Here is a 24,072-nt window from a genome sequence, read left to right as displayed (position 1 = left end):
ATGCAAAATGATTTAACTTGTAAAAAATTCCTTCAAAGTAGTATGATATTCGTTGGTTGTCATTTAGATATAAAAGGAGAAACACGATGAGGATAAGGGATTGGGATCGCAACTTGAAGATTCGCCTGTTTGGCGAGGCTTTGATGAATATAACATTTTGGATGTTTTTTCCGTTTTTAACGATTTATTTTGCTGAGAGCTTTGGTAAGGATAAGGCAGGGTTTCTGCTGATTTTTTCTCAGGTTTTCTCTGTATTCGCCAATCTGCTTGGCGGGTATACGGCTGACAGGTTCGGTCGCAAGCGGATGATGGTTATCTCAGCCTTTGGCCAGGGAATTGCCTTCCTTGTTTTTGCCTATGCGGTTTCACCATGGTTCACCTCGCCGATGCTCGGTTTCATCTGCTTTACGCTGGTCGGAATGTTCGGCTCCATCTACTGGCCGGCCAGCCAGGCGATGGTCGCTGATGTTGTCCCGGAAAAAGACCGAAGCAGCGTGTTCGCAATTTTTTATACGCAGATCAATATCGCTGTCGTAGTCGGCCCGATTCTCGGAGCGATTTTTTATGTAAAATATCGGTTTGAATTGATGATCGCAGTGGCGATTATCTCTATCCTTCTTGCGCTCGTCCTTGCAAAATGGACACGTGAAACGGTGCCGGCTTCCGCCAAGCAGGCACGTGCAGAGAATGGGAAATGGTATGACTTCCTTAAAGATCAAATTGCCGATTATAAGATTATCGTCCAGGATAAAATCTTCCTCATGTTCATCATTGCAGGGATTTTGGCGGCGCAAACATTCATGCAGCTTGATCTGTTATTCCCTGTTTACACAAAGGATACGGTGCATAATCAAACCGTGTTCGAACTCGGCAGCAAAGTATTCACCGTCAATGGCGAGCAGGCTTTTGGATTGATCCTTTCCGAAAATGGATTGCTCGTTGCCCTCTTCACTGTCGTTGTAACGAGATGGGTGACCCGATTCCGCGAGCGAAATGTATTTGTCTTGTCGTCGTTAATCTATGCAGTCGCAATCCTGATGTTTGGTGCGACGAACTGGATCTGGGGACTTATTGCGGCGATGGCTGTGTTCACATTGGCTGAACTGATGACAGCCGGTCTGCAGCAGACATTCATTTCCAATCTCGCACCTGAGCAGATGCGGGGACAATATTTTGCGGCCGCTTCATTGAGATATACGATTGGGAGGACGATCGCACCAATCAGCATTCCGCTAACCGTCTGGATCGGTTACGGCTGGACGTTCACAATCCTCAGCATTCTCGCAGTTTTAAGCGCGGTACTGTTCTGGGCAATGTTCCGGATGTATGAAAATAAGAAGGCAGCCGGTGTTTAACCAGGGAATTTGAAGAGTTGGTCGAAATAATTCGATATGTGGTCGATATATTTGAATTTTCGCCAATATATTGAAAAAAGTGGTCGATATATTTGTATTTTCGCCAATATATTAAAGAATTTACGCTGATAAGATGGTAAGAGTCTTACGTATCTTTATTTTTTTGCTACTAAAACAACCCAGCGCACAAAAAATCCATGCAGAACCAGACTCTGCATGGATTTTTATCTATTATTTTATCTTTGCATCGCTATATTTGAATGTCATGAACACAAATAGCAGGAAGCTGAGCAGCAAAGTGGATCCACCGACGATATAGAACACCATTGTGAATGTTTCTGGCAGCGGGAATGGCTTCACGTTATAAAGCCACATACCTAAAGTCAGGCCGAAGCTTCCAATGATTGCTGTCCAGACATGGAATAATGCTAGTTTTGAAGTTTTCGGCACCACATAAGAACGGTAGTAACTTGAGAATGCAAAGAGACTCAGCCAACCGACAACAAGTATATGGGCATGTACTGGACGGATGGCATAACTTCCGGCACCAGCCATATGAGAACCGAGGAATGCCCCAATGAAAGCATAAATAGCGGATAACCGCAATAAAACTACATCAAATTTCATCTTTTAAAAAATCCTCCTACTAGCCCTTTTATATACCGCTCTATTTTACCCTACGCTGATGTTAGGATGCCAGTTTTATAGGCTAGCAATTTTAAACAGAAAAGAAGTTCCCAGTCACACCTCGCCAATGTCTAGTTAAGTCGAATGTCTTAAGTTTCTTTTTTCCTATAAAATCGTTACAATGTAAAAGAAGATTCAGAAAAGGAGCGAAATAGATGAGTGATTTCCAAACGAATTTAGAGAAATATGCGAACCTTGCTGTCAAGGTTGGCGTTAACATCCAGAAAGACCAGACGCTTGTCATCAATACGACGATTGACTCCGCTGAGTTTGTCCGTCTCGTTGTGAAAAAGGCATACGAAGCTGGCGCTAAAAACGTCGTGGTAAACTGGAATGATGACGTGGTTAACAGGACGAAATACGACCTTGCACCTGATGAGGCGTTCAACGAATATCCAGAATGGCGTGCACGCGAGGTTGAAGATCTTGCTGAAAACGGTGCGGCATTCATGTCAATCGTGTCCTCAAGTCCGGACCTATTAAAAGGTGTGAAGTCTGAGCGTATCGGAAACTTCCAGAAAGCAGCTGGAACAGCACTTTCAAAATACCGCAAATACATACAATCTGATAAAGTCAGCTGGACAGTCATTGCTGCTCCTTCTGAAGGATGGGCAAAAATGGTGTTCCCTGATGAGACTGCCGAAACGGCTGTTCAGAAGCTTTGGGATGCGATCTTCAAAGCAGTTCGCGTCAATACTGAAGATCCGGTTGCTGCATGGAAAGAACATGACTCTTCCCTTCATGAAAAAGTTGATTACCTGAATGGCAAGCGTTACAAGAAGCTGCACTACAAAGCACCAGGCACAGACCTGACAGTCGAACTTCCTGAGAAGCATATCTGGGTTGGCGCTGGCAGCGTGAACGAGCAAGGCAATGAATTCATGGCAAACATGCCGACTGAAGAAGTCTTCTCTGTACCATTGAAAACTGGTGTGAATGGCTATGTATCAAGCACAAAGCCACTTAGCTATGGTGGAAACATCATCGATAACTTCAAGCTCACTTTTGAAAATGGAAAAATCGTCGGAGTCGAAGCTGAAGAAGGCGAAGAAATCCTGAAGCAGCTTGTGGCGACAGATGAAGGTTCACACTATCTTGGAGAAGTTGCTTTAGTTCCATTTAACTCGCCAATTTCTCAATCAAATGTATTATTCTTCAACACATTGTTTGATGAAAACGCGTCAAACCACTTCGCAATCGGAAGTGCTTATGCTTTCTGTGTTGAAGGCGGCAAAACAATGTCTTCAGAAGAATTAGCTGAAAACGGCTTGAACGAAAGCATCACCCACGTCGACTTCATGATCGGTTCCGATAAAATGGACATCGACGGCATCACGGAAGACGGAACTGCTGAGCCAGTGTTCCGCAACGGAGACTGGGCATTGTAAGATTGGATATATGTTTAAGAAAACAGCCGAACAATGTGTTCGGCTGTTTTTATTATATGGACGGAAATTTCATTCTGACAGATTTTCTCTTGTTCACTTATAACCTGTCTTAATTCGGATTTTATTTTGACAGCTTTCCCTTCGTTCACTTGAAACCTGTCTTAATCCAAGCTTTATTTTGACAGCTTTTCCTTCGTTCACTTGAAACCTGTCTTAATTCCAGCTTTATTTTGACAGCTTTTCTCTTGTTCCTCTCAAACCTGTCTTAATCCAAGCTTTATTTTGACAGCTTTTCCTTCGTTCACTTGAAACCTGTCTTAATTCCGGCTTTATTTTGACAGCTTTTCTCTTGTTCCTCTCAAACCTGTCTTAATCCAAGCTTTATTTTGACAGCTTTTCCTTTGTTCACTTGAAACCTGTCTTAATTCCGGCTTTATTTTGACAGCTTTTCTCTTGTTCCTCTCAAACCTGTCTTAATCCAAGCTTTATTTTGACAGCTTTTCTCTTGTTCCTCTCAAACCTGTCTTAATCCAAGCTTTATTTTGACAGCTTTTCTCTTGTTCCTCTCAAACCTGTCTTAATCCAAGCTTTATTTTGACAACTTCTCCTTCGTTCACTTGAAACCTGTCTTAATCCAAGCTTTATTTTGACAGCTTTTCCATCGTTCTCTTGAAACCTGTCTTAATTCCGCCTTTATTTTGACAGCTTTTCTCTTGTTCCTCTCACACCTGCCTTAATCCAAGCTTTATTTTGACAGCCTTCCCTTTGTTCACTTGAAACCTATCTTAATTCAGGGTTAAGCCTGCCAGCATATCAACTCTCCTCCCCTGTCTTGTCCAATCCCTACTTCCTCGAACGTTTCAGTACTACCAGCTTCTTAATAAAAATATAAACTTCCTTTCCCTTATGCACCCCAAATCACTGTGCTATAATAAAGTTACCAAGAAATTATTACATATAACATTAGATATATTGTTAACCTATTCGTTTATCTGGGGGCGACGTCTTGATCCAATTACAAATTATTGTGACGGGAGAGGTTCAGGGTGTGGGATATCGGTATTATACTCAAATGAAAGCGATCCAGTTTGGTATTACTGGCTGGGTAAGGAATCTACAGGAAGGCGGCGTTGAAATTCTTGCTTCAGGTTCTAGAGCTGACCTTGAGAAGTTCATTGATGAGGTACGCAGGGGCAATCCTTTCTCCACTGTTGACCATATTGAAGTGAATGAAACTGAGAAAACTGAAACCTATAAGTCATTTGCAATAAAATATTAAAAAGGCAGAGGAGCCATCCTCTGCCTTTTCTGTGTAAAAAGTTAAAACTCTATTATCGATCCATCAGGCTTTTTTAAAATAGCCTCCCTCATCTTCTTCAGCTGTTCTTCCTCGCTTGGCTTCAACCTGAGAAGTGACAAAAGTTCGAGAGAATCGAGCAGTCCTTCTGTCCAGTTTTCAAGCTGTGCGGTCAATATCGCATCTTCCGGGCATAGTTCATCAATCATTTTGTTCTCTTTCAGTGCCTTGTCGATCAATTCCAGCGCCAACTCCTTAGTAATCTCTCCATTGGCTGCCTTCAGCTTTTCACATGCTGTTTTGGCCGTTTCGTCCACTGTCTTTTTCACCGGCTCGACCACAGGCTCTGTCACTTTTTTGGCCGTGTCCGTCGTTTCCTTGACGACCTCTTTTACAGGCTCTGTCATCTTGCCGACTGTTTCTTCCACAGGAGTTGTTACCTTACCGACCGTACCCTCTATCGGGTCTGTTACCTTGATTATTGTATCTTTTAATGGATCGGTCACTTTGCCAATTGTATCTTTAAGTGAGTCTGTCACTTTGCCTACCGTATCTTCAAACGGATCGGTCACTTTGCCGATTGTTCCATCGGTTACTTCATCAAGCAAGTCGAATGGCTTAGACACTTTATCCTCCACTTCCGAAGATAGTTCATCTTCCACAGGAGTGCCTTCGCACGTAAGCGGAAGTTGTTCGGAGGTGATTTTCTTGATTTCCTTATTCATCTGTTCAAATGGCATCGATCCGAGATCCTGTAAAATTTTCAATGTGCCTGGCTTCTGGACCCCGCCGTTTCCATTTACAGTCTGCAGCTTTAACTGGTCGAGGCTGCTGTTGGCTGCATTCATCGAATGAGCAACCATTGTCACTCCTTCAAGTGCAGCATCCGGAATTACCTTTGCTGCATAGATGCATGCTCCCTTGAATGAAATGGCACTGGCATCGACCTGCATTCCTTTTATATGGACCGGACCGCTTGCTTTCATTGTGATGCTCACAGTCCCTCCAGGTGTCGCGAATTGTTTTGTCAGCCTCATGCCATAAATCTGTGCTGATTCGTAGGTAATCCGCAGCATCGGCTTGGCATTAGATCCGGATGTCTCGCCGGCCACAACCATTGCTTTCATATTTTCACCCACCACTCTGTCAGCCTGGATGATAAACCCCTCTTTGTCATTGGCGGCTGCATTCACTTCTTCGATAAAAGGGAATAAGGATAATGCAGCAAGCTGAATGCACATCACTATTAAAAATAATCGATGTTTTACAACCTTCATTTCGTCTCCCCTTTACCCCGTTTTGGCAGGCTGCGCAGGCACGTCCGAGCTTGGCCTCCCTGCTGATTCCTCGGCCGGCACCATCCGCCAGGCTGTCAGCAATGCCCCGCCGATGATTCCAAATATCGTTCCGAACAGGAAGCCGCCCAGAGCGCCGATAACGGATAGAATTGACAGGAAAATCACAATGATGCCCAATGCTTTTGAGGCACTTGGTAAAAAGAAAGACATCAGTCCTATCAGCGTTATCAGCCCGCCAAACAGCAAGCCGATGACGGCGACCGATCCCGGGAGAAAGGTGCTGAGATACAGGTTCAATGGCACCCATAAAATCATCAGGCCGCTCAAGATAGTTAAAATCGCTCCAAAAAAAGGCCTCGTATGCCTCCACTTTTTAAAAACCATTCCTTATCACCTCGATTATTTCTTATCGATTTTTTCCACTGTCAGTTTCATGCCGGCCATATTGATGGTTTCCTGGAATAAGTAATGTGTCTTCAACTTGGCATTCTCAAGGATGATGGTACTTGATGTCTGCTGGAATTGCTTTGTCCAATCGGTGCTGTTGTTTTCTTCGAGCGCAAGGTTTTGGAATTTGGCGTTCGCTTCAATCAACCCGGCATCATGCTGGAGACCTGAAATCTGTACAGGTTTTGATGCCTGGATTTTTACTCGGATCCATTCCCCGCCTACTTGAAAATCCTTGTATAATTGCAGGTTATCGATTGTCAGTTTTTCAATGATATTTGTTCCTTGTGGCGTAGCGTCTGAATTACTCGTTTCCCCAAGTTTTGGATAGAATTTATAGCCTTCTCCTTCTAGCTTATCGAACTCAACATAAAAATCGCCAACCCCGGCAATCGGTACAGCGTAAGCCACGCCTGACAATCCGAATGACACCAGCAAGATTCCAAGCGCAAGAAGTCCTGCGGCCAGGGCACCCCAAAAAACCTTCTTATTCGTCTTGCTTTCCATTACGACAGCTCCGTTCAAGGAAGCCACCTCCATTTAAATATTTTTAAAATTCAAAAATAACTATTGCTTATAACATATCCCCGAAAAATCTAGCCTACAACCGCGAAAAAAATCGTTAACAACATGTTAACCCCGTTAAATGTCGGGGTATAAAGAAGCGACGCACAATAATCTGAATTTTTAAACGAATAATATTTTACCAGAATTTGAGAGTGAGGTTACCTGATGGAACATAAGATTGAGGATTTGGCCATTAAAGGTTTGGTTCTTTTAAAAGAATGCGAGAAACCGTTTCTTAAAGAATGGTCCCATTTAAAGAAAGATATGAAAGCCTGGCAAAACGAGCTTGTATCTGAATTTGAAAGCATGATTGTTTATGGCTTCAATAACCTTTCCCGTACCACCTTTGATTCTTCAAATGATTTCATCCAACTACTAGTACTTAGGTGGCAAAAACGCCATCCCGACTTCGTCGATGATTTTGACGCCATCTTTCTGATCAGTGCAGTTGAAAACTTATTTCACAAGGTGTTAAAAAGAAAGAATGCTGGATTCCTGGAGCATCAAGCAGTACAGATTTTTTTTACAAGGATTCTCGACAAGGTCCTGCACACGCAGCAGCTAGAATACCAGGATGACAAATGGCTGAAGATGATGTTGAGCCTGCGGGCTGTTCCTAGTAATTGGCTTGCGGTCATCCGCAACGAAAAAGCCCAATGCAAGGTAAACAAAGTCGTCTGCGCCGATGGCCTCGTGGTGAATGAACAGCTTGTCACCATGTGTGAGGGACTTCAAGCCGAGCATGCATCGGACCTGGCAATAGCGCTTTCCAGATTGTTGTCACCAGGTCAGGACCACCCTCAAATCATCACGATTCCCTGCCTGACTGAAACACTGTTAATCTGCGTGAAGGAAAAAGCGGAGACCGTGACAGACGAGCAAAAAGAGACGCTTCGAAAAATGTATCTGAAACAAATGAAGCTGAACCACCTGGAAAGTGAACTTGAGTGGAAGGATGCCACCCTCCTGTTCCAGCAGCGGCTGATCCATTCTCAAAGTGCCTCGGAAGCCGTTAAAATGATTACGCAGGGTTTGGTCGATTATCTGCCCTTTACACGCTGCGCCCTTTTCATCTATTCCCCGGGGGAGCACAGCGGAGTCGGCGTTCATGCTCATAACGTCAATACTGGGTCTGTGCAGCACATCAAGGAAGGCATTGCCGAGTTTCCCCTGCTGACGAAATACTTGAAGCATTTCAGCCATTCTAAACCTATTTTTATCGAAGAGGCAGCTGAAATTTTGCCTGGAAAATACGTCCGCGATTACAGCCTGAAATCATTGGTCGTCCTGCCAATTTACGTGCCTGCTGAAAATAAACTGATTGGCCTGGCATTGCTTGACCGCGGAGAAAATACATCTTTTACTGTCGACAATCAAACTCTTACCGCTCTTATCAAATTCGGACAATATGGCGGCGAATTGTTGAACCAGTATTATGAGGATGCCGTCCAGCTTTTCGGCGTACAGCGAAACGTCCTGACCATCCGTGAGCGCGAGGTGCTCAAACTGATTGCAGAAGGTGCTTCCATCAATGAAGCAGCTGACGCACTCCACCTCAGTTCCTACACCGTACGTGATTACATTTCAGCAATCATCCAGAAACTCGATGCGAAAAACCGGACCGATGCCGCCGTCAAAGCGTTGAAAATGAGGTTGATACAGTAAAAGCTATTTCGGCCTGCTCCTAGCCTGCTCCTACTCAAGGGAGCAGGCCCTATTGCTTTTTGCCTCACAATCTCGCAGAATAGAAGAGATATAAATCTTAGGGGGTACATATTGGATGTGGAATGAATTCAAGAAATTTGCCTTTAAAGGCAATGTGCTGGATCTCGCTGTTGGAGTAATCATCGGGGCGGCTTTTGGGAAAATCGTTTCTTCGCTTGTCGATGACATTATTATGCCGATTGTGGGACTCGCTACTTTCGGGGCTGATTTTTCAGAACTTACATACAAAGCGGTAAACTACGGTTCGTTTCTCCAAGCTGTCGTCAACTTTTTCATCACAGCCTTCGCCATTTTCTTCTTTGTGAGAATCATTAACCGCTATCGAAAAAAAGAAGAAGCCAAGCCTGCAGCTCCTAAAATTGATGCAAAAGAAGAGCTGTTGATGGAGATTCGCGATCTTTTAAAAGAAAAAAAACGTATTTAAATATTTTTAACGCAGGATGAAACCAGTGGTGCCTGTCACTCGTATACATAATCAAATAAAATTATGAGGTGACATATTAAATGTACGCTTACTCAGATAGCTCCATGATGCCATCGGTAATGAGAACCTTCGCGTTTTCACTGGCAATTGCCTTTATTGGCACAATGGCTGGGGTGTTTGTTCCGCCTGCGCTGTTCCTTCCACTCATCATCATTGAGCTTGCGATGCTGATAGGAGTGTTCTTTTTAAGAAAAAAGAAAGCTATCTCTTATGCATTTCTTTATGCGTTTACGTTCATATCTGGAATGACGATGTATCCTGTCATTGCCCATTACATCGCAGTATCTGGTGCCAATGTAGTGATCAATGCTCTCGGAGCCACTACCGTTGTTTTTACTGGTCTCGCGATTTATGCGACAAAAACTAAGCGTGACCTTAGCTTCCTTGGCGGCATGCTGATGGCAGCCTTGCTGGCGCTGATTGCTGTAGGTATTTTTAACTGGATCTGGCCGCTTAGCTCGACCGGAATGATGGCATACTCGTTCATTGGGATTCTTGTTTTCAGCGGATATGTTTTGTTTGATTTTAACAGGATGAAGCATTATGGCGTGAGTCCAGAAGAAGTGCCGCTGATGGCTCTTAATCTATATCTAGATTTCATCAATCTCTTCCTATATATCCTGCGTTTCTTCGGGATACTATCGAGCAATGACTAAAAATGATTCAAAAGGCAGCCCTCAACGGCTGCCTTTTTGCTTGTACCAATATTTAGATAAACTTCCAATTTTTTATCATGTTTAATGAGTTTTCAGTGATTTCACCTGGGTATATATATAATGCAAGGCCAATACAAAACCTAGAAGGGACTGGTTAAAGTGCAAAACTTTACGGCGACTTCGGAAAATGTCATTGGCTTAGCATACGGAGGAAGATTTGCGTTGCTATCTCAAGGCACGCTGGTCTTAAATCGATGGACTTAACATCGATAGACCACATTGCTTTTAAATAGCTTGAGCAGAGCACTCCTCTAAGTTTGTCCGCAGGATATGAGCAAGGCCAATATTAGTAATGAAGGGACTGGTTAAAGTGGAAGACTTTACGGCGACTTCGGAATACGTCATTGGCTATGCAAGCGGAGGAAGATTCGCGCTGCTGTCTCAAGGCACGCTGGTCTTAAATCGATACATTTAATATCGATTCATCCCAGAGCGCAAATTGAATAACAGAGGAATACTCCTCCCATCGTCCGTATGTCGGACTCAAAAAAGGTGCAGGCCCAGTGGCCCGCACCTTTTTTGATAAAGCTCTTTTCATCTTAATATTAAATTGCAATCCAGGAAAAATTCGGCTTTAGGAATTTTTCCTTTTTAAACGTCTATAAAGATTTTAAAAAATAACTTCATCCCATACGAAAAGAGCCTCATAGTATTAAACCTCACAAGATATTTAAGCAAGGAAAAAATCGGCACTTTGATTTTTTCTTTTTTGACGCCTATCGAGTTTAGTAAAGATCAATTTATCACAAACGAAAAGACCCTCTGAGTATCACACTTCACGAGTTTTTGCATGAAGCTTACAATCTGAATGTGCTCCCAAAGGTTTACTAGATTCCGACATCTGGGTATTTAATATATATCTTTAACAAGGAGGTTTTTATCATGGAAAAAGACCATATGATTCATAAAGATGGCGATGTCGATACTAGCAAGGTAGATGAGACCCTCGAACGGATGGATACACAACAGGCAGATGAAATCCTTGGTGATTTCAATGAATTCAGAACCTATCTGAGCAAACGGATCAAGCTGGGCAAGACAGCGGGGCTTGATGAAGAGCAGCTTGCGAAAACGGCTGAAAAGGTTGCCGATTACCTCGCAGACAAGGTGACACCTCGCAACAAAGAGGAGCAGCTGCTACAGGAACTATGGAAGGTCGGCACAAAAGAAGAGCAGCACGCATTGGCCCATATGCTTGTAAAATTAGCTGAATAGAAAAATCGCCCTTCAATGGGCGATTTTTTCTATTATCATCCCGCTATTCAAAAAACCGGTTCTTCCCTTTTACTCTTAATATATCTCCCATCCAGCCTTTAATTTTCAAATAATAAAAAAGTGCTATCGTGGAGAATAAAATTAAAGCACCCGCAAGTGCGTAGCCAAATTTCCATTCTAATTCCGGCATAACTTTAAAGTTCATGCCCCACAGCGCTCCCCAGGCCATTACTGGTGTAAATAACACCGTCATGACGGTTAAAGTCTTCATGATTTCATTTCCGCGAAGGGTGGATACCACTTCTTCTAGATTGATCATCGTGTCAATCGCTTGCTGGTACTCATCCAGGAGCGTCTGTACCCGTTCAACACGTGTCACAACCCGGCTAAATTCACTCATTTCATGAATTTCCTTGCCATAGGCTTCTTCAGCGATGAACTTCAATTCATTGATTGGTACCAAAAGATTTTTCCAAATTAGCAGTTCATGCCTGTTTTCATATATTTTTTCAAGGATTTCACGGTTGTTTTGTTCTTTCATTTTCCATAAAAGCTCATGGAGCCGCTCTTCATATTCATCTATTTTTTGCAGATAATTCACCAGGATCTCCCCTAGGAGTACAAAGAAGCCATCAACAGCATTTTCTGATTGCTCCATTTGCTTGTTAACACTTAAAGGGTCTGATTCCAGCACTGTAAAATCAAAATCAATAGTAATAAAGAAATCTTTGCTTATATAAAAATGGAAGATATTTTTTTCATGCTGTTCTTCGATATTCTGTTTATAAATAAGCGAGCCCCAAATATGTTCCTCTCCCCTTGTTTCAGTGTTGAGCTGAAGGAGATTCGCCTGCCTTTCTTTTATGTTGGTATACCAGTTCTCGCATGTTGGATAATTGGATATAACTTCCTCGATTTGTGATTGATCCGCTTTCTCAAAATCAAACCATATCCATTTTTCCTCATTGAATGTTTGCCGCAATGGTCTCAGACCTTTCTCTTTCAATCAATTTTCAAGTGTTACTTTTCCCTGAAAAGCAGGATTCGAAACTAATGTCGGCTAATACTTGGCAAGCCTTCCATTTTAAAAATGTTTTTGATTTTCATAGAGCGGGTAAACATGACATATACGGGGCAGATAAAAATCGCTTCAAGCCTCTATACACTTTTAAATAAGTGTTATTAATAGGAGGGAATATAAAATGCAAACAAAAACCAAAAACGCAGTAATGTTAGGTGTGGGAGCTGCCGCTTTATGGATGGCAATGAAACCTGAAAATAAGGAAAAGATTACTAATATGGCTACTCAAGTGAAAGAAAAGGTCATGCCATCGAAGCCAGATGTGATTCCTGTACAAAAAGCTGGAAACCCTGACCCATTGGACGTTGAAGACAACAAAATGGTCAGCGAAGGCGCTATGTACGGGGTAAACTATTACAACGAGAATCTGCAAGAACAAAGATAAACCGTCCGGGGAAATGGTTCCCCGGTCTATTTTTGTTTAATTTTAACCTCATCAATCAATACTAGGTACTGTGAGGGGGCTTGGGGTAGTGGGTATCCTATTTATTTTTATTTACTTTTTCATCGTTTTTACTGTAATAGAAATTAACACTTCTATTTTTGTCACAACGGGCCTAGACAGAAAAGTTGCCAGGTTTCAGGTTATTTCCATGCTAACAGGCACTGGTTTTACCACAGGTGAATCTGAGCTGATCATCGACCATCCTGTCAGAAGAAGATTGGGTGCTTTTTTGATTTTATTTGGAGCTTTCTCGCTTGCAGTGATTATTTCCGCGATCAGCAATCTCCTGACTGACAATTTTTACACGATGGAAATTACCTATGTTGCAGGAGGACTATTGATCCTGCTATTTATTTTAAAAACACCAACAGTGCAAAAAATGATGGCGACTAAAATGAAAAGAGAACTAAAGGAGAACTACGAGCTTGCGGATTTGCCCATCCGGGATGTGCTTTTGATGGATGATGAAGATGAAGTACGGGAGATTTCGATTAAGAAAGATTCTCCCTTCGCCGGAAAGACCTTTGATGAAGTGGTCACTCAAAAAGACGATCTTATTCTTTTGTTTATTAAAAGAGGTGATATCAATATCCGGCAGAAATCTCATAAAACAAAGCTTGAAGCCGGTGACCGTCTTGTTTTATATGGAAATAACCCTTTGATAGATGAAAAATTTAAAGATGCCTGACTCGATGGTATTCGAATCAACCACCATGAGTCAGGCATTTTGTGTTTGCTCGGAGTTCGGCAATTCCTTCCTTGCATACTCCGTATGAGAGCCATGAACAGTTTTTACAAAGGTCATCAAGATCATCGGGTTCAACCTTTTCCGCAGTCCATTTGACAAGCTCAGATTTTAAATAACGTTCGCCCGGCACAAGACCTAAATGACGAATGACATTCCCATCCATCGTCAGCACATGTTCATTCGACCCCTCACTCGCCTCACATATCTCAAGGCCTCTATGTGGACAGGACATGCATGCGTCATCGAACGCAGCAACCACCTTTATGTAAAAATCCTGCTCAGGATCGCGTATATCTTTTACGATACTCTCCATCTTCTTCACAAACTCAGGGCTGTAGCCCATCCCCCTGAAACCATGGACACAGAGGAGATGGTGTCCGCGCAATACTTTTTCCACATCATCACTCCTGAAAAATTAAGCTGTTTAATTAATTCTCCGAAAATCATTGTTTTCCTTTAAAATCTAGAATCTTTGATCACACTCTTAGCCCGCCAGGTAATGCCGATTTTTTTACAAATCGTCAGGTAATGCAGCAGCAAGATAACCATACTGCCCGTATTCATGCCTACGATAACCCCTTCCATCCCCCATTCCGGTCTTGAGCCGACGAGGTAAATCAGTGAAAAGGTAACAATCGTAGCATAAACGGAGTGAATAAAGGCGTCCTTCACCAATCCAAGTCCGATCAAATACGCCTGCATCGGGATGGTGAAGTAGTGGAACAGGAAGTATGGCGCCAGCAGCTGCAAAAAGACCGCTGCCTGCTTAGAATGAAAGAAGGTATTAGTCAGTGGCTCTGCCAGAAAGTAAAAAGCAGTTACAGCCGGCAATCCATAAAGCAATGTTAACAGCATTACCTGCTGCAGCAATTTTTGCAGCTTAAAGAACTCTTTTTCCGCATATGCCTTCGATACAGTCGGAATCAGGATGATCAGAAAGGAATGGGCTATAAACGCCGGGAAAAATCCAATCGTCATCGCAATTCCCGCCATCATCCCGAATTGTTCCGTTGCCATTTCCGCTGTTAATCCAGCACTGACAATCGCAAATTTTATCAGAAATGGCTGAACAGCATGCGTCAGGGAATGAAAAATCCTCAGGCCGGTCGTCGGCACGGAAACCTCCACAAGACTCTTTCTCACCTCTCGCCCGCTTACATGCTTACCTGATACACTTTTAATCTTCTGATAAGACATAATGAAGTAGTGTAATAGATAAAGGAACACGACGAGCTCGCTTCCCGCCAGTGTGCAAAAAGCAACCAGGAGCGCCGTTTCGCTTCCAAACTCAAAAAACTGAAAAACCGCTGAGAGCAACAGGAGCTGAACAGCTCTTCTGATAAAATGGGAAATCGCAATTTTCCCCATATCCTGTTTTCCCATGAAAAATCCCCTGGCGATAGCAGTAATCGTCATCACCGGTATCAGTGACAGCACGACCCATTTAAGCAGGGGGTGATAATCCTTGAATACAGGAATGCTTGGAAGCAGAATGGCAGCACCAATTAGCAACACTGTTGTGAATACCACCGCCAGCCTGATGGCATGGCTGATCATGCTCCGGTGGTAAGACTCATCCCTCTCCGCGATCATCTTTGAAATCGACACCGGCAGCTCAAAGCTCGCGAGCATCATGATCAGGAAAATCGTCGGCAATATCGTCATGTAATGCCCCATACCGCTTTCCCCGAGCTCCCTTGCCAGAATCATATTGACGAGGAACTCCACCACTTCTCCAAGAAAAGTAGCAATCACGAGGATAGACATCCCTTTTAAAAAAGTATTCATAGCTTCTCTCCCAATCCCGTCTCATTTACTCCTATAAACATATGAGACAAGTCTGGACAATATGAAGGGGGGTTCAAAAAAGGGATTCTTCATTAGACGAAAGGGTTTTATAGCGAAATTCTCTTTATTATAGCGATAATTTCTCTTTTATAGCGATATTCTTATTTTTATAGCGAATTGGAAAATCCAGCGTATTTTTACCAGTAAAATAAAGGAAGAACTGCCTCTATAAGCAGTTCTTCAACTTGTTTTATGATATTTCCTCAAGCTTTGAATACAGCTGATTTCGTTTTGACTCTAAAGCTTCTTTTTCAGCGTGAAGCTCCTGGAGCATTGCAAGATCGGTCATTATGGCCATTTGCTGTTCAAGTGTGGCAATCGATTTTTCATGACTCTCGATTTCTTCGAACAGGACTTCTTCCTCATGATCAACAACAGGTTGTTTGACTATTTCTTCCCTTTTAGGAGGTTTTACAGATTCCGCAGGAGCTGGATTAGCAGCCTCCCACCGCTTCCGTTTCTCCGCCATTTTCACTCTCGCCCGGTCGTAATTGCCTTCTATTTCCGTCAGCTCCCCGTCCTCAAGCCAGTAAACCTTATCAAAAAGCTTATTCAGGAAATAGCGGTCATGGGAGACAGCCAGGAGCGTACCCTCAAATCCATCCAGCGCCTCCTCCAGTACTTCACGTGAATCGATATCGAGATGATTGGTCGGTTCATCAAGAATAAGGAAATTAAGATCTTGATGCATCAACTGTGCAAGTCGAAGCCTCATTCGTTCGCCCCCGCTCAGCTGTGAAACTTTCTTAAAAACAGATGCACCATAGAACAGGAATCCTGCCAGCACATTTCGGGCCTCTCCCTCATTCATTACTACCTCGTTCCGGAATGCATCAAGCACGGTGCCTTTCTGACTGGAAAGTTCCATATGCTGTGATAGGTATCCGATTTTAACATTGCTTCCTTTACGCACTTCTCCATCGTCAGGCTTAATGTCACCCTGGATGAATTTTAGCAGAGTTGTTTTACCAGAGCCATTTTCGCCGACAATCGCCGCCCGGTCCTTATAGTGCAGCTGGAGATTGACGTTTGAAAAAAGCTCTCTCCCTCCAAATGATTTTTCAACATCCTTATAAACCAGCACATCCTTACCGCTCCGGGCACCTGTCTCCAGTTCAAAATTCATTTTCTTCCTGTTTAAAACCGGTCGGTCCAACTTCTCCATTCTGGCCAGCGCTCTCTCCATGTTCGTCGCCCTTTTATGGAGAGCTGCACTTGGCGGGTTCGATCTATTCGCCCAATCACGCAGACGCTTGATTGCCTCTTTCATCTTCTTGATTTTCCGCTGCTGCTCTTCATACGCCTGGAATTCACGCAGTAATTTTGCTTCTTTTTCTTTGATGAACCCTGAATAATTGGCATGATAGAGGTCAATCTCGCCATCCTCCAAGTCGAGGATTTTCGTCGCTGTTTCGTCAAGGAAATAACGGTCATGCGAGATGATCACAACTGTCCCATCGTATTCTTTCAAAAATTCGGCCAGCCACTCAGCAGCCATGATATCAAGGTGGTTTGTCGGCTCATCGAGAAGCAGCAAATCCGGATTTCTCAACAAACTCAATCCAAGGCCTACTTTCGTTTTTTCACCGCCGCTAAGGTTGTTAAAATCGGAATCCAGCAAGCCCTCAATCTTCAAGCCGTTGGCAATGCGGTCAATATTCGCCTCCATTTCATAACCGCCTCCAAGAGAAAACTTCTCCTGAAGAACACCGTATTTTGCCAGCAGCCTTTCTAGCTTAACCGAATCCTCGCCTGCCGCTGCCATCTCGATTTCTTGTTGCTTCATCTCCTCCTGAACAGCCAGTAACTCATCAAAAGCTGTTTCTAGAACTGCCCTCGCTGTCATCCCTTCCTCGTAGGCAGGAACCTGGGCAAGATATCCGATTTGCAAGCCTTTTTTCCAATGTATCTTCCCTTGATCCGCTTCTTCCATGCCGGCAATCAGCTTCATCAACGTTGTCTTGCCGCATCCATTTGGTCCAACCAGGCCAACCCTGTCGTTCTCGTTTATTTCAAAAGACAAATCCTCAAAAATCAAATTGCCTCCGTACATTTTGCTTATATGGTTAATACTGCATGCTATCATTATTTTTTCCTCCTATTAACGATCCCCCTATTCACCTAACGCCGCCCGGTTTGTTTTATAAGCACAAAAAAGCCAGGGGCAGATGGCTCTGCTCCTGGCTACTGCAATCCAATGAATACAAAAGGAGGGCATTGAGCCCTCCCCATTCACCGAAGCTTGCTATTAAGCGGGAAAAGAGATGATCATACCGTTTGTATTTGATATTAAGCTGTTAAAAAAGGACACACGTATCCCGTTGGCAGCTGCAACAGCAAATTTTGCACGACAAAAATAAAGGAACTCATTCCAAAATCCGCGTACAAAAACAGTCTTGATCATCTCTCCTCACCTCCGTTCAATAATAGTTAGTTTTATTTTACAATTACATATTTATTTTAGCAAGTTTTTCCTTTTATGTTCCTGGTTTTTCATCAGCTTCTTGTTATTTTAATGACGGACAGTTTTTTCATTTCTATCACGATTTGTGTCCGTCATACCCACGATAACGGACAGATTTCCCGCTTCTTCATCAATTTCTGTCCGTCATACCTTCGATGACGGACAAAATTTCCGCTTCTTCCTTGATTTCTGTCCGTCATAACCCCGATGACGGACAGATTTTCCGCTTCTTCCTCGATTTCTGTCCGTCATAACCCCGATGACGGACAAATTTTCCGCTTCTACCACAATTTCTGTCCGTTAAAAATCATCCAGCTTCAGCCAGTGTTTCTGTCCGTTACAACCTTATTCAATAGCGTTTCCATCTTAAACAAACGTTTGATTAAATCCTGTTCAGTGGTTTCACATTGGGATTTTCTCAATTTTTCCCAAACAGTTAATCTTGTGGATAAAGCGTTTAAGCAAGCTTGGCCCGCGGGTAAGGGATAAATAACGAAGGAGTGGGTGGCAATGCTTAGACACTTGGAACTTTCTGATTACCAGCTCTGGATGTGTAAAAAGATAAAGGAAAAGTTAGCTGAAAAGCATGACTATATAAATAGTGCTTCCCGTTATCCAAATGAATTTGAAGAACGGGAAGTCATATCCATAGCGTTAAGCGAAATGCTTATGAAATTAGATGTAATCGACAAAAAAGCAAATTGATTTTATTGGGGCCACTGGCCTCTTTTTTGTTTTATCGATTCAGATGATCCTGAGTTGAATCCTTCCTTCTCAACTCAGCGAGGATATCAGTCAATAATGCTTCCTGCCTTTTTGTGCTGGTGACAAGCATCACAAAAAGTACAATTAGAACGATTGGCAATCCGATTGACAACAATATTCCAAACAGGCCAAACAAACCAAAAAACGGCTCCATTCAGAACACCTCCCTCTGTTATTTTACGATTGAATGCCTGAATGCATAGATGACAGCCTGGGTACGGTCCTGCACCTGCAGTTTGCTCAGGATATTGCTGACGTGAGTCTTCACAGTCTTAAGGGCGATAAATAGTTCGTCCGCGATTTCCTGGTTTGTCTTTCCTTCAGCAATCAGCTTCAAGACTTCCATCTCACGCTCTGTCAATTCTTCGTGCAGCTCGACGTTGTTTCTCTGGCGCATTTTCATCATCATCTTGCCCGTCACTTCCGGCTCGAGCACAGGCTGTCCTGAGTATGTAACTCTTACAGCATCAGCAATTTCGCTGGCTTTCGATGTTTTCAGCATATAGCTAGTCGCTCCTGCCTCAAGTGCGGGATACACTTTTTCATCATCGAGAAAGCTAGTGACAATGATGATTTTTGCATCTGGCCATTGCTCGATGATTTGCCTAGTTGCTTCGATTCCGTCCATTTCCTTCATGACCAAATCCATGAGAATAATATCCGGCCGCAGCTCAAGCGCCATCTCGACACCTGTCTTCCCGTTATCCGCCTCGCCGATTACCTCAATATCCGCCTGCGCCGATAAATACGAAGAGACACCAATCCGCACCATTTCATGGTCATCCACAAACACAACTTTAATCATTCTTCTCACCCGCCACCACTAATATTGGAACCTTGACCTCAAGCCTGGTCCCTTTATTTTCAACACTCACAATCTTCAACGTTCCGCCGATTTCCCCGGCGCGCTCATGCATATTCTGGAGGCCATATGAACCTGCTTTTGCTTCTTCTACGTTAAAACCCATCCCGTCATCGACCACCCGCATGATGACTTTATCATCGCGCTTGATCAGCAGCACTTCCAGCTGATCTGCTTTTGCATGGCGAAGCGTATTCGAAACAGACTCCTGAAGTATTCTGAATAAGTGGTCTTCGACTCCCTTATCCAACGGGAACGGCTCGACCTTCCACTTAATGTTCATTGTGACTTTCTGTCTTAATTCGATTAACAGTTCCTCGATTCCTTCCTGCAGACATTTGCCTTTCAATGCAACCGGACGAAGGTGCAGAAGCAGCGCCCTCATTTCAAGCTGCGATTGATGGATCATTTCCTCGACCATCTTTAGCTGTTTCGCTTCTCGCTCCTCGGAAGGTCCCTTCGTTTCATTGATGGCTGACATCAGCATCGATGCCGCAAAGAGCTGCTGGCTGACCGAGTCATGCAGTTCTCTGGCAAGCCTGTTGCGCTCCTGAGAAATGATTTCCTGGATCCGCGACTCTTGCTCCTCCGCTTTTTCAGTCGCCAGCCTCTGTGACAGCATCGCTTTTTCAGAGATTTGTTTATGCAGCTTGCCAACTCTTTTCGAAATCGACGAAATTTCTGCGTAAGTCTGATTCTTGTCAATTTCGGGCTCCTGGCCTTCCTCCAGCTGAAAGAGCCAGCTGTCCACCGTCTGGAATTGCTTGCGCCAGTATGTCCCTGACGCCATACCAAAGGCTACGCCTAACACGACACTAATGCTGAAGGTGAAAATGATGAATGGAATATCCATCAACTCACGATTCCATAGATCAGAAAGCTTCGCTATCGGAAAAACAAGTACAAAAGACAAAGTCAGCGCTATAAATAAAATAATTCCGAGGGTCAATCCCCATAAAATCTGGCGCATCGCACTCGTCATATGCGTTTCACCTCGATATTCCCGACCATCATTGAGGTAAAGATTTTAACTTTTTGCTCAGCTTTGTCATAGCCTGGAGTCTGCACATACAGGCTCTGATTCAGCACCCTGCCTTCCTCATGCTCAAACACTTCAGCAGAGCCAATAACCGACGAATGACGAAGGGTGACTTCTAAATCATATGGCACATATACTTTTACATTGCCAATTATATTACGGATGAAAATAACGGTTTCTCCCTTTGGCAGCACCGTCAAGCTTAAGTCGACCACACTGTCGCCAATCCCCGTTTGGATATTAACATCGTTCCACTCATACACATGAGACGGCGTTTCCTGATGGCCAAACAAGCGATTTTTAAATAGAGGTGGCTTTTCAATCAGCATTTCCTTCCTGACTTCATGTTCAGGCTCCTGTAAAACTGGAGTGATCACTTCTGGTTTCTTTTTCGACTGTGCAAATTGATACGCAAGATAGATTAGCACCGCCAATAAGAAAAACCTGAACGTCATCATGCTGAAAACACTGCTCAGTAAAAAGAATAGGCCTACCCAGAATAGCACCTTCCCTTTCTTCTTTGGCATCAGGGAGCGGCCAAAATAAACCATCGCTCCGCTTGCAAGAAGGGAGAAAATCAATCCTTCATTAAAAAATGAAACTTCGAGCAAAAGCAATATGAGTCCCGTTATCACAATCCAACTTACATAATCATTTTTCATGTTGTTCAACATGCTGTTTCCTCCCTTCCTCTATATTTTTAAAAATGGAATACAAAACACTAGAGGAATATTTTTTTGAAGTCCGATTCGAGGTGATACCCAAAAGGCGCAGCTGCCTGCGCCTCTTTAGAATACCATGTTTTGCCTATTAAATAGTATTGGTTTCTTTACTTTTAAACTCTTTTTCAAGCTGGGCTATCCTGCCGTCGATCGTATTACGATTGTAGCTGCTGTTCACCTTCTCCTCGAGATGGTCAAGATAGTTTTCCATTTCTGCGAATCTTGAATAGGCTTTGTCAGAGTAAGCATTGTGATCGAGCACCTGGTCCATCCTGTAATGGGCACGGGTCACGTTTTCGCGGCCCATCAATTCCATGCGGCGAATGTGCATATCTTTCAGCTTATGCTTCATGTCTTCATACTTCCGCTCAAGCTCAAGCTGTTGCTTGCCCGCGTTTTCCACCGCTTCATTCAGTCTTGCAGCGCGCTCTTCATACTGTGCCTGCTCCTGGCTGGCAAACTCCTGAAGCTCAGTTTCTCCCGCTCTCATTGCGATTTCTGACTGGTGCTTGCGCTTTTCTGCCATCTCAGCTGCCTGATGTTGCTCACGAGTAAACTGTTCCTTCAACTGACCCTGACGCTCAAGCAGTTTCCTTACTTTTTCCGTTTCCGTTTCACACTCACGAAGATACTGGTTCAATAGGGCGATTGGATTCTTTTTTTCCTTTTGGTCCAGTGCCTCATGAAGATCTGCCATTACCGTGTTCTTGATTCTTGTTAATAGATTTGCCATTTACAATCTCTCCTTTGATTTTAAGATTATTTGTTATTCAATTGTGCCCATTGCTTTTCGAAGTTGACGAATGGATCGTTCGCTTCATGTATTGCCTCTTCTTTTTTGTCCCAGTTTTTATATACAAGGTACAGGACATAAGCAGCTGCGATACCAAGGATGGCTGGCACGTTTGAAGCTGTTGCCATTAGGATGATGAAGCCTGCGATTCCCCAGCCGATTTTACCGGCAGTGGAATTTGTCTTTAAAAATTGCTTAACGACGAAGTAGAGCACCAGCAAGCTGACACCAAGGCCAACAAGCGGGCCAAGGTTGGAAATCAACACCATGGCAGCAATGAATCCCGCAACCAGTAAACCAATTTTTTTCATTTTCAATTCCTCCTTATCTCTTATGAGTTCATCTTACCTTTCTCGCAAAAAATCCATAACCTGCCTGAGCTTGATTTTCGAATAGGACCTGAGGCTTAGCTGGGGACCGGACCATAAGAAAAACGAAAGCCCCTTGGTCAGTCCCGCCAAGCGGTGGAGGGCCTGGCAGTGAAGTCGTCCTTTGACTTCATTGGCAGGCATGAAAACTTGCTAGGCGCTGGACCTGGACACTATTCTAATTCCTATCCATAAAAAATAACCCAGTGGCTATTCACTGGGTTATTTCCATTCTAGATATTTATTTCGCGATAAACATTTGCGTCCAATAGTGACCATAGTTGCCGCCAGATGCATGCCCGACACCAATATGGGTGTATGTAGGGCTAAGGATGTTCTTGCGGTGGCCCGGACTGTTCATCCATGATTTCACAACCTCACTCGGTGTCCTTTGCCCGGCAGCGATATTCTCACCTGCGCTCCGGTATGTGATTCCGAAGTTCTTCATCATCGTGAAGGGACTGCCGTAAGTAGGGCTAGTATGGGAGAAGTAGTTCTTATCTCTCATATCTGCAGATTTATATCTGGCTACCCTGGAAAGCTGCCAGTCAGCAGCTAGTGGCTTCAGTCCATTTTTGGCACGTTCCTGGTTTGTCAGCTGGATTACTTGGCTTTCGATACTCTTTGTCGCACTTAAATTTGGGATATTGACCCTCTGGCCCGGATAGATCAAGTTAGGGTTTTTGAATTGCGGGTTGGCCGCGATAATCTCAGAAAGGCCGACCTGATACCTAACCGAAATCTTCCATAAGGAATCACCAGGCCGAACCGTGTAGACCTCCTGAGCAAACGAAGCAGTCGGGATTGCCATTACCATTAATGCTAGGGCTAATATTATTTTCTTGAGCATTATTCACTCCTCCTCAACTGATAGGATGAGAATAATTCAAGAAATTATACTTCATTATTTTTTTATAAGAAAACATCAAGAGTACAGTGCATATAGTTTTATCAAGGGAGGAATGCGAATTATGGGATATCTTTGGGTGATGACCATTGGTTTTGTCATTTGTCTCGGTTTAATTGGCGGCACATTAATGTTTTTCATTGCTTCTTCTTTTAATTTGGATGATGCCAGTCGGATTGATTTGTTGGATACAAAGAGAGATGAGTAACTTCGATAAATGTCAAAAGGCTGCCAATTGAATGGCAGCCCATTTTATGACACTTTTTAAAAATCACGTGTGTTATCAAAACGAGTGTTGGCAGGGTTGTCCGAAGTAAGGGGTGCATCAACTGGATTGCGAGTCCTTCTGCTATCTAAGCCATCAACAGTTGTTGCATCGTCGTTCAAACCAACTCTGTTTTCGTCGCGTTCGACAACAACTAAAATCTTGCCTTCTTTTACATAGCCTTCGTAGCGTTCAGCTTCATCTTCCGGAATACCCATTCCGATCAGTGCTCCAGCTAAACCGCCTGCACCTGCGCCTACTGCCGCGCCAGTAAGTGTCGCAGCGATCGGTCCTGCAGCAACGATTGGTCCAATTCCAGGAATCGCTAGTGCGCCGATGCCTGCCAATAGTCCAGTAAGGCCGCCTAAAACGCCGCCTGTTGCTGCACCTGCAGCAAGACCTTCCTCAGTCTTTGTACCGGTAGCTTCGTTGACATCGTGCACCTCATCATCGTTCTTACTGATAACTGAAATATCATCGGTTGAGTACCCCTGTCTTTTCAGGTCCTCAACAGCTTGAATTGCGTCTTGCTCATTATCATATACTCCAACAAGATGTTTTTCATGTTCAAACATAATAAAAGCCT

General features: G+C 43.6%; 28 protein-coding genes. 11 read left to right on the top strand and 17 right to left on the bottom strand.

The window, feature by feature from the left end; genetic code table 11:
- Positions 1-86: 86 nt before the first annotated feature.
- A complete protein-coding gene (locus tag DYI25_RS19670) occupies positions 87-1,355 on the top strand; it encodes an MDR family MFS transporter (RefSeq protein WP_213372100.1) in 1,269 nt (422 codons plus the stop codon).
- Positions 1,356-1,586: 231 nt separating this feature from the next.
- On the opposite strand, the gene DYI25_RS19665 is transcribed toward DYI25_RS19670, so the two are convergent.
- Positions 1,587-1,982 carry a hypothetical protein gene (locus tag DYI25_RS19665; RefSeq protein ID WP_213372098.1) on the bottom strand — a complete coding sequence of 132 codons (396 nt, stop codon included), beginning with the start codon at positions 1,980-1,982 and terminating at the stop codon, positions 1,587-1,589.
- 215 nt (positions 1,983-2,197) lie between these two features.
- Between DYI25_RS19665 and DYI25_RS19660 the strand changes: the two genes are divergently transcribed.
- Together DYI25_RS19660 and DYI25_RS19655 are read left to right on the top strand one after the other, a co-directional pair.
- On the top strand, positions 2,198-3,430 hold the full coding sequence (locus tag DYI25_RS19660; RefSeq protein WP_213372096.1) for an aminopeptidase: 1,233 nt from the start codon (positions 2,198-2,200) through the stop codon (positions 3,428-3,430).
- A gap of 1,006 nt (positions 3,431-4,436) precedes the next feature.
- Entirely contained in the window at positions 4,437-4,709 is a 273-nt protein-coding gene (locus tag DYI25_RS19655; RefSeq protein ID WP_213372094.1) for an acylphosphatase, read from the top strand.
- Between the two features lie 41 nt (positions 4,710-4,750).
- Here DYI25_RS19655 and DYI25_RS19650 read toward each other — a convergent pair whose 3' ends face one another.
- From DYI25_RS19650 to DYI25_RS19640, 3 genes are read right to left on the bottom strand one after another with little or no spacing between them, the layout of a single operon-like run.
- On the bottom strand, positions 4,751-6,004 hold the full coding sequence (locus DYI25_RS19650) for a hypothetical protein (RefSeq protein ID WP_213372092.1): 1,254 nt from the start codon (positions 6,002-6,004) through the stop codon (positions 4,751-4,753).
- Positions 6,005-6,016: 12 nt separating this feature from the next.
- The gene (locus DYI25_RS19645; protein ID WP_213372090.1) at positions 6,017-6,409 is read right to left on the bottom strand and encodes a DUF6114 domain-containing protein; all 393 of its coding nucleotides are present in this window, start codon (positions 6,407-6,409) and stop codon (positions 6,017-6,019) included.
- 15 nt (positions 6,410-6,424) lie between these two features.
- Positions 6,425-6,997, bottom strand: coding sequence for a DUF6230 family protein (locus DYI25_RS19640; RefSeq protein ID WP_213372088.1), 573 nt, complete (start codon positions 6,995-6,997; stop codon positions 6,425-6,427).
- A gap of 207 nt (positions 6,998-7,204) precedes the next feature.
- Between DYI25_RS19640 and DYI25_RS19635 the strand changes: the two genes are divergently transcribed.
- The 4 genes from DYI25_RS19635 (at position 7,205) to DYI25_RS19620 (ending at position 11,179) form a co-directional block, all read left to right on the top strand.
- A complete protein-coding gene (locus tag DYI25_RS19635; RefSeq protein WP_213372087.1) occupies positions 7,205-8,704 on the top strand; it encodes a LuxR C-terminal-related transcriptional regulator in 1,500 nt (499 codons plus the stop codon).
- A 115-nt stretch (positions 8,705-8,819) separates the two neighbouring features.
- Positions 8,820-9,188, top strand: coding sequence for a large-conductance mechanosensitive channel protein MscL (mscL, locus tag DYI25_RS19630; RefSeq protein WP_213372085.1), 369 nt, complete (start codon positions 8,820-8,822; stop codon positions 9,186-9,188).
- Positions 9,189-9,268: 80 nt separating this feature from the next.
- Positions 9,269-9,904 (top strand): Bax inhibitor-1/YccA family protein, encoded by a 636-nt coding sequence (locus DYI25_RS19625; protein WP_213372083.1) that lies wholly within the window; start codon positions 9,269-9,271, stop codon positions 9,902-9,904.
- A gap of 939 nt (positions 9,905-10,843) precedes the next feature.
- On the top strand, positions 10,844-11,179 hold the full coding sequence (locus DYI25_RS19620) for a DUF3243 domain-containing protein (RefSeq protein WP_213372523.1): 336 nt from the start codon (positions 10,844-10,846) through the stop codon (positions 11,177-11,179).
- A 43-nt stretch (positions 11,180-11,222) separates the two neighbouring features.
- Here DYI25_RS19620 and DYI25_RS19615 read toward each other — a convergent pair whose 3' ends face one another.
- A complete protein-coding gene (locus tag DYI25_RS19615) occupies positions 11,223-12,161 on the bottom strand; it encodes a magnesium transporter CorA family protein (protein WP_213372081.1) in 939 nt (312 codons plus the stop codon).
- A 220-nt stretch (positions 12,162-12,381) separates the two neighbouring features.
- On the opposite strand from DYI25_RS19615, the gene DYI25_RS19610 reads away from it, so the two are divergent.
- Both DYI25_RS19610 and DYI25_RS22775 read left to right on the top strand, forming a co-directional pair.
- Positions 12,382-12,645: a hypothetical protein gene (locus DYI25_RS19610; RefSeq protein WP_213372079.1), complete on the top strand. Its 264-nt coding sequence runs from the start codon at positions 12,382-12,384 to the stop codon at positions 12,643-12,645.
- 88 nt (positions 12,646-12,733) lie between these two features.
- Complete coding sequence (locus DYI25_RS22775) at positions 12,734-13,393, top strand: TrkA C-terminal domain-containing protein (RefSeq protein WP_213372077.1); 660 nt, start codon at positions 12,734-12,736, stop codon at positions 13,391-13,393.
- 16 nt (positions 13,394-13,409) lie between these two features.
- Here the strand turns inward: DYI25_RS22775 and DYI25_RS19600 are convergent, their stop codons facing one another.
- The 4 genes from DYI25_RS19600 to DYI25_RS22770 form a co-directional block, all read right to left on the bottom strand.
- Positions 13,410-13,796: a DUF1284 domain-containing protein gene (locus tag DYI25_RS19600; RefSeq protein WP_249745596.1), complete on the bottom strand. Its 387-nt coding sequence runs from the start codon at positions 13,794-13,796 to the stop codon at positions 13,410-13,412.
- A 113-nt stretch (positions 13,797-13,909) separates the two neighbouring features.
- Positions 13,910-15,241 (bottom strand): polysaccharide biosynthesis protein, encoded by a 1,332-nt coding sequence (locus tag DYI25_RS19595; RefSeq protein ID WP_213372073.1) that lies wholly within the window; start codon positions 15,239-15,241, stop codon positions 13,910-13,912.
- 250 nt (positions 15,242-15,491) lie between these two features.
- On the bottom strand, positions 15,492-17,387 hold the full coding sequence (gene abc-f / locus DYI25_RS19590) for a ribosomal protection-like ABC-F family protein (RefSeq protein ID WP_213372071.1): 1,896 nt from the start codon (positions 17,385-17,387) through the stop codon (positions 15,492-15,494).
- 162 nt (positions 17,388-17,549) lie between these two features.
- The gene (locus DYI25_RS22770) at positions 17,550-17,705 is read right to left on the bottom strand and encodes an RAxF-45 family protein (RefSeq protein WP_342032543.1); all 156 of its coding nucleotides are present in this window, start codon (positions 17,703-17,705) and stop codon (positions 17,550-17,552) included.
- A gap of 570 nt (positions 17,706-18,275) precedes the next feature.
- On the opposite strand from DYI25_RS22770, the gene DYI25_RS19585 reads away from it, so the two are divergent.
- Entirely contained in the window at positions 18,276-18,470 is a 195-nt protein-coding gene (locus tag DYI25_RS19585) for a hypothetical protein (protein ID WP_213372070.1), read from the top strand.
- Between the two features lie 31 nt (positions 18,471-18,501).
- Here the strand turns inward: DYI25_RS19585 and DYI25_RS19580 are convergent, their stop codons facing one another.
- The 7 genes from DYI25_RS19580 to safA all read right to left on the bottom strand — a co-directional run bounded on the left by DYI25_RS19580 (position 18,502) and on the right by safA (position 23,164).
- Positions 18,502-18,684, bottom strand: a complete 183-nt coding sequence (locus DYI25_RS19580; RefSeq protein ID WP_213372069.1) for a hypothetical protein — start codon at positions 18,682-18,684, stop codon at positions 18,502-18,504.
- 18 nt (positions 18,685-18,702) lie between these two features.
- Complete coding sequence (locus tag DYI25_RS19575; protein WP_213372068.1) at positions 18,703-19,335, bottom strand: response regulator; 633 nt, start codon at positions 19,333-19,335, stop codon at positions 18,703-18,705.
- Complete coding sequence (locus tag DYI25_RS19570; RefSeq protein ID WP_213372067.1) at positions 19,328-20,374, bottom strand: sensor histidine kinase; 1,047 nt, start codon at positions 20,372-20,374, stop codon at positions 19,328-19,330. Before DYI25_RS19570 ends, DYI25_RS19575 begins: the two co-directional genes overlap by 8 nt.
- Entirely contained in the window at positions 20,371-21,105 is a 735-nt protein-coding gene (liaF, locus tag DYI25_RS19565; protein WP_213372066.1) for a cell wall-active antibiotics response protein LiaF, read from the bottom strand. Before liaF ends, DYI25_RS19570 begins: the two co-directional genes overlap by 4 nt.
- Before the next feature lie 136 nt (positions 21,106-21,241).
- A complete protein-coding gene (locus DYI25_RS19560) occupies positions 21,242-21,886 on the bottom strand; it encodes a PspA/IM30 family protein (protein ID WP_213372065.1) in 645 nt (214 codons plus the stop codon).
- 26 nt (positions 21,887-21,912) lie between these two features.
- Positions 21,913-22,257, bottom strand: a complete 345-nt coding sequence (locus tag DYI25_RS19555) for a flagellar basal body rod protein (protein ID WP_213372063.1) — start codon at positions 22,255-22,257, stop codon at positions 21,913-21,915.
- 298 nt (positions 22,258-22,555) lie between these two features.
- On the bottom strand, positions 22,556-23,164 hold the full coding sequence (gene safA, locus DYI25_RS19550) for a SafA/ExsA family spore coat assembly protein (protein WP_213372062.1): 609 nt from the start codon (positions 23,162-23,164) through the stop codon (positions 22,556-22,558).
- 121 nt (positions 23,165-23,285) lie between these two features.
- Between safA and DYI25_RS19545 the strand changes: the two genes are divergently transcribed.
- The gene (locus tag DYI25_RS19545) at positions 23,286-23,429 is read left to right on the top strand and encodes a hypothetical protein (RefSeq protein ID WP_213372564.1); all 144 of its coding nucleotides are present in this window, start codon (positions 23,286-23,288) and stop codon (positions 23,427-23,429) included.
- Between the two features lie 56 nt (positions 23,430-23,485).
- Here the strand turns inward: DYI25_RS19545 and DYI25_RS19540 are convergent, their stop codons facing one another.
- Positions 23,486-24,061: a general stress protein gene (locus tag DYI25_RS19540; RefSeq protein WP_213372060.1), complete on the bottom strand. Its 576-nt coding sequence runs from the start codon at positions 24,059-24,061 to the stop codon at positions 23,486-23,488.
- Positions 24,062-24,072: the final 11 nt, after the last annotated feature.

The sequence above is a fragment of the Mesobacillus boroniphilus genome (assembly GCF_018424685.1).
Lineage (GTDB): Bacteria > Bacillota > Bacilli > Bacillales > Cytobacillaceae > Mesobacillus > Mesobacillus boroniphilus_A.
The sequence above is the reverse complement of the archived record's forward strand: the minus strand, read 5'-3'. Positions and strand labels throughout refer to the sequence as shown.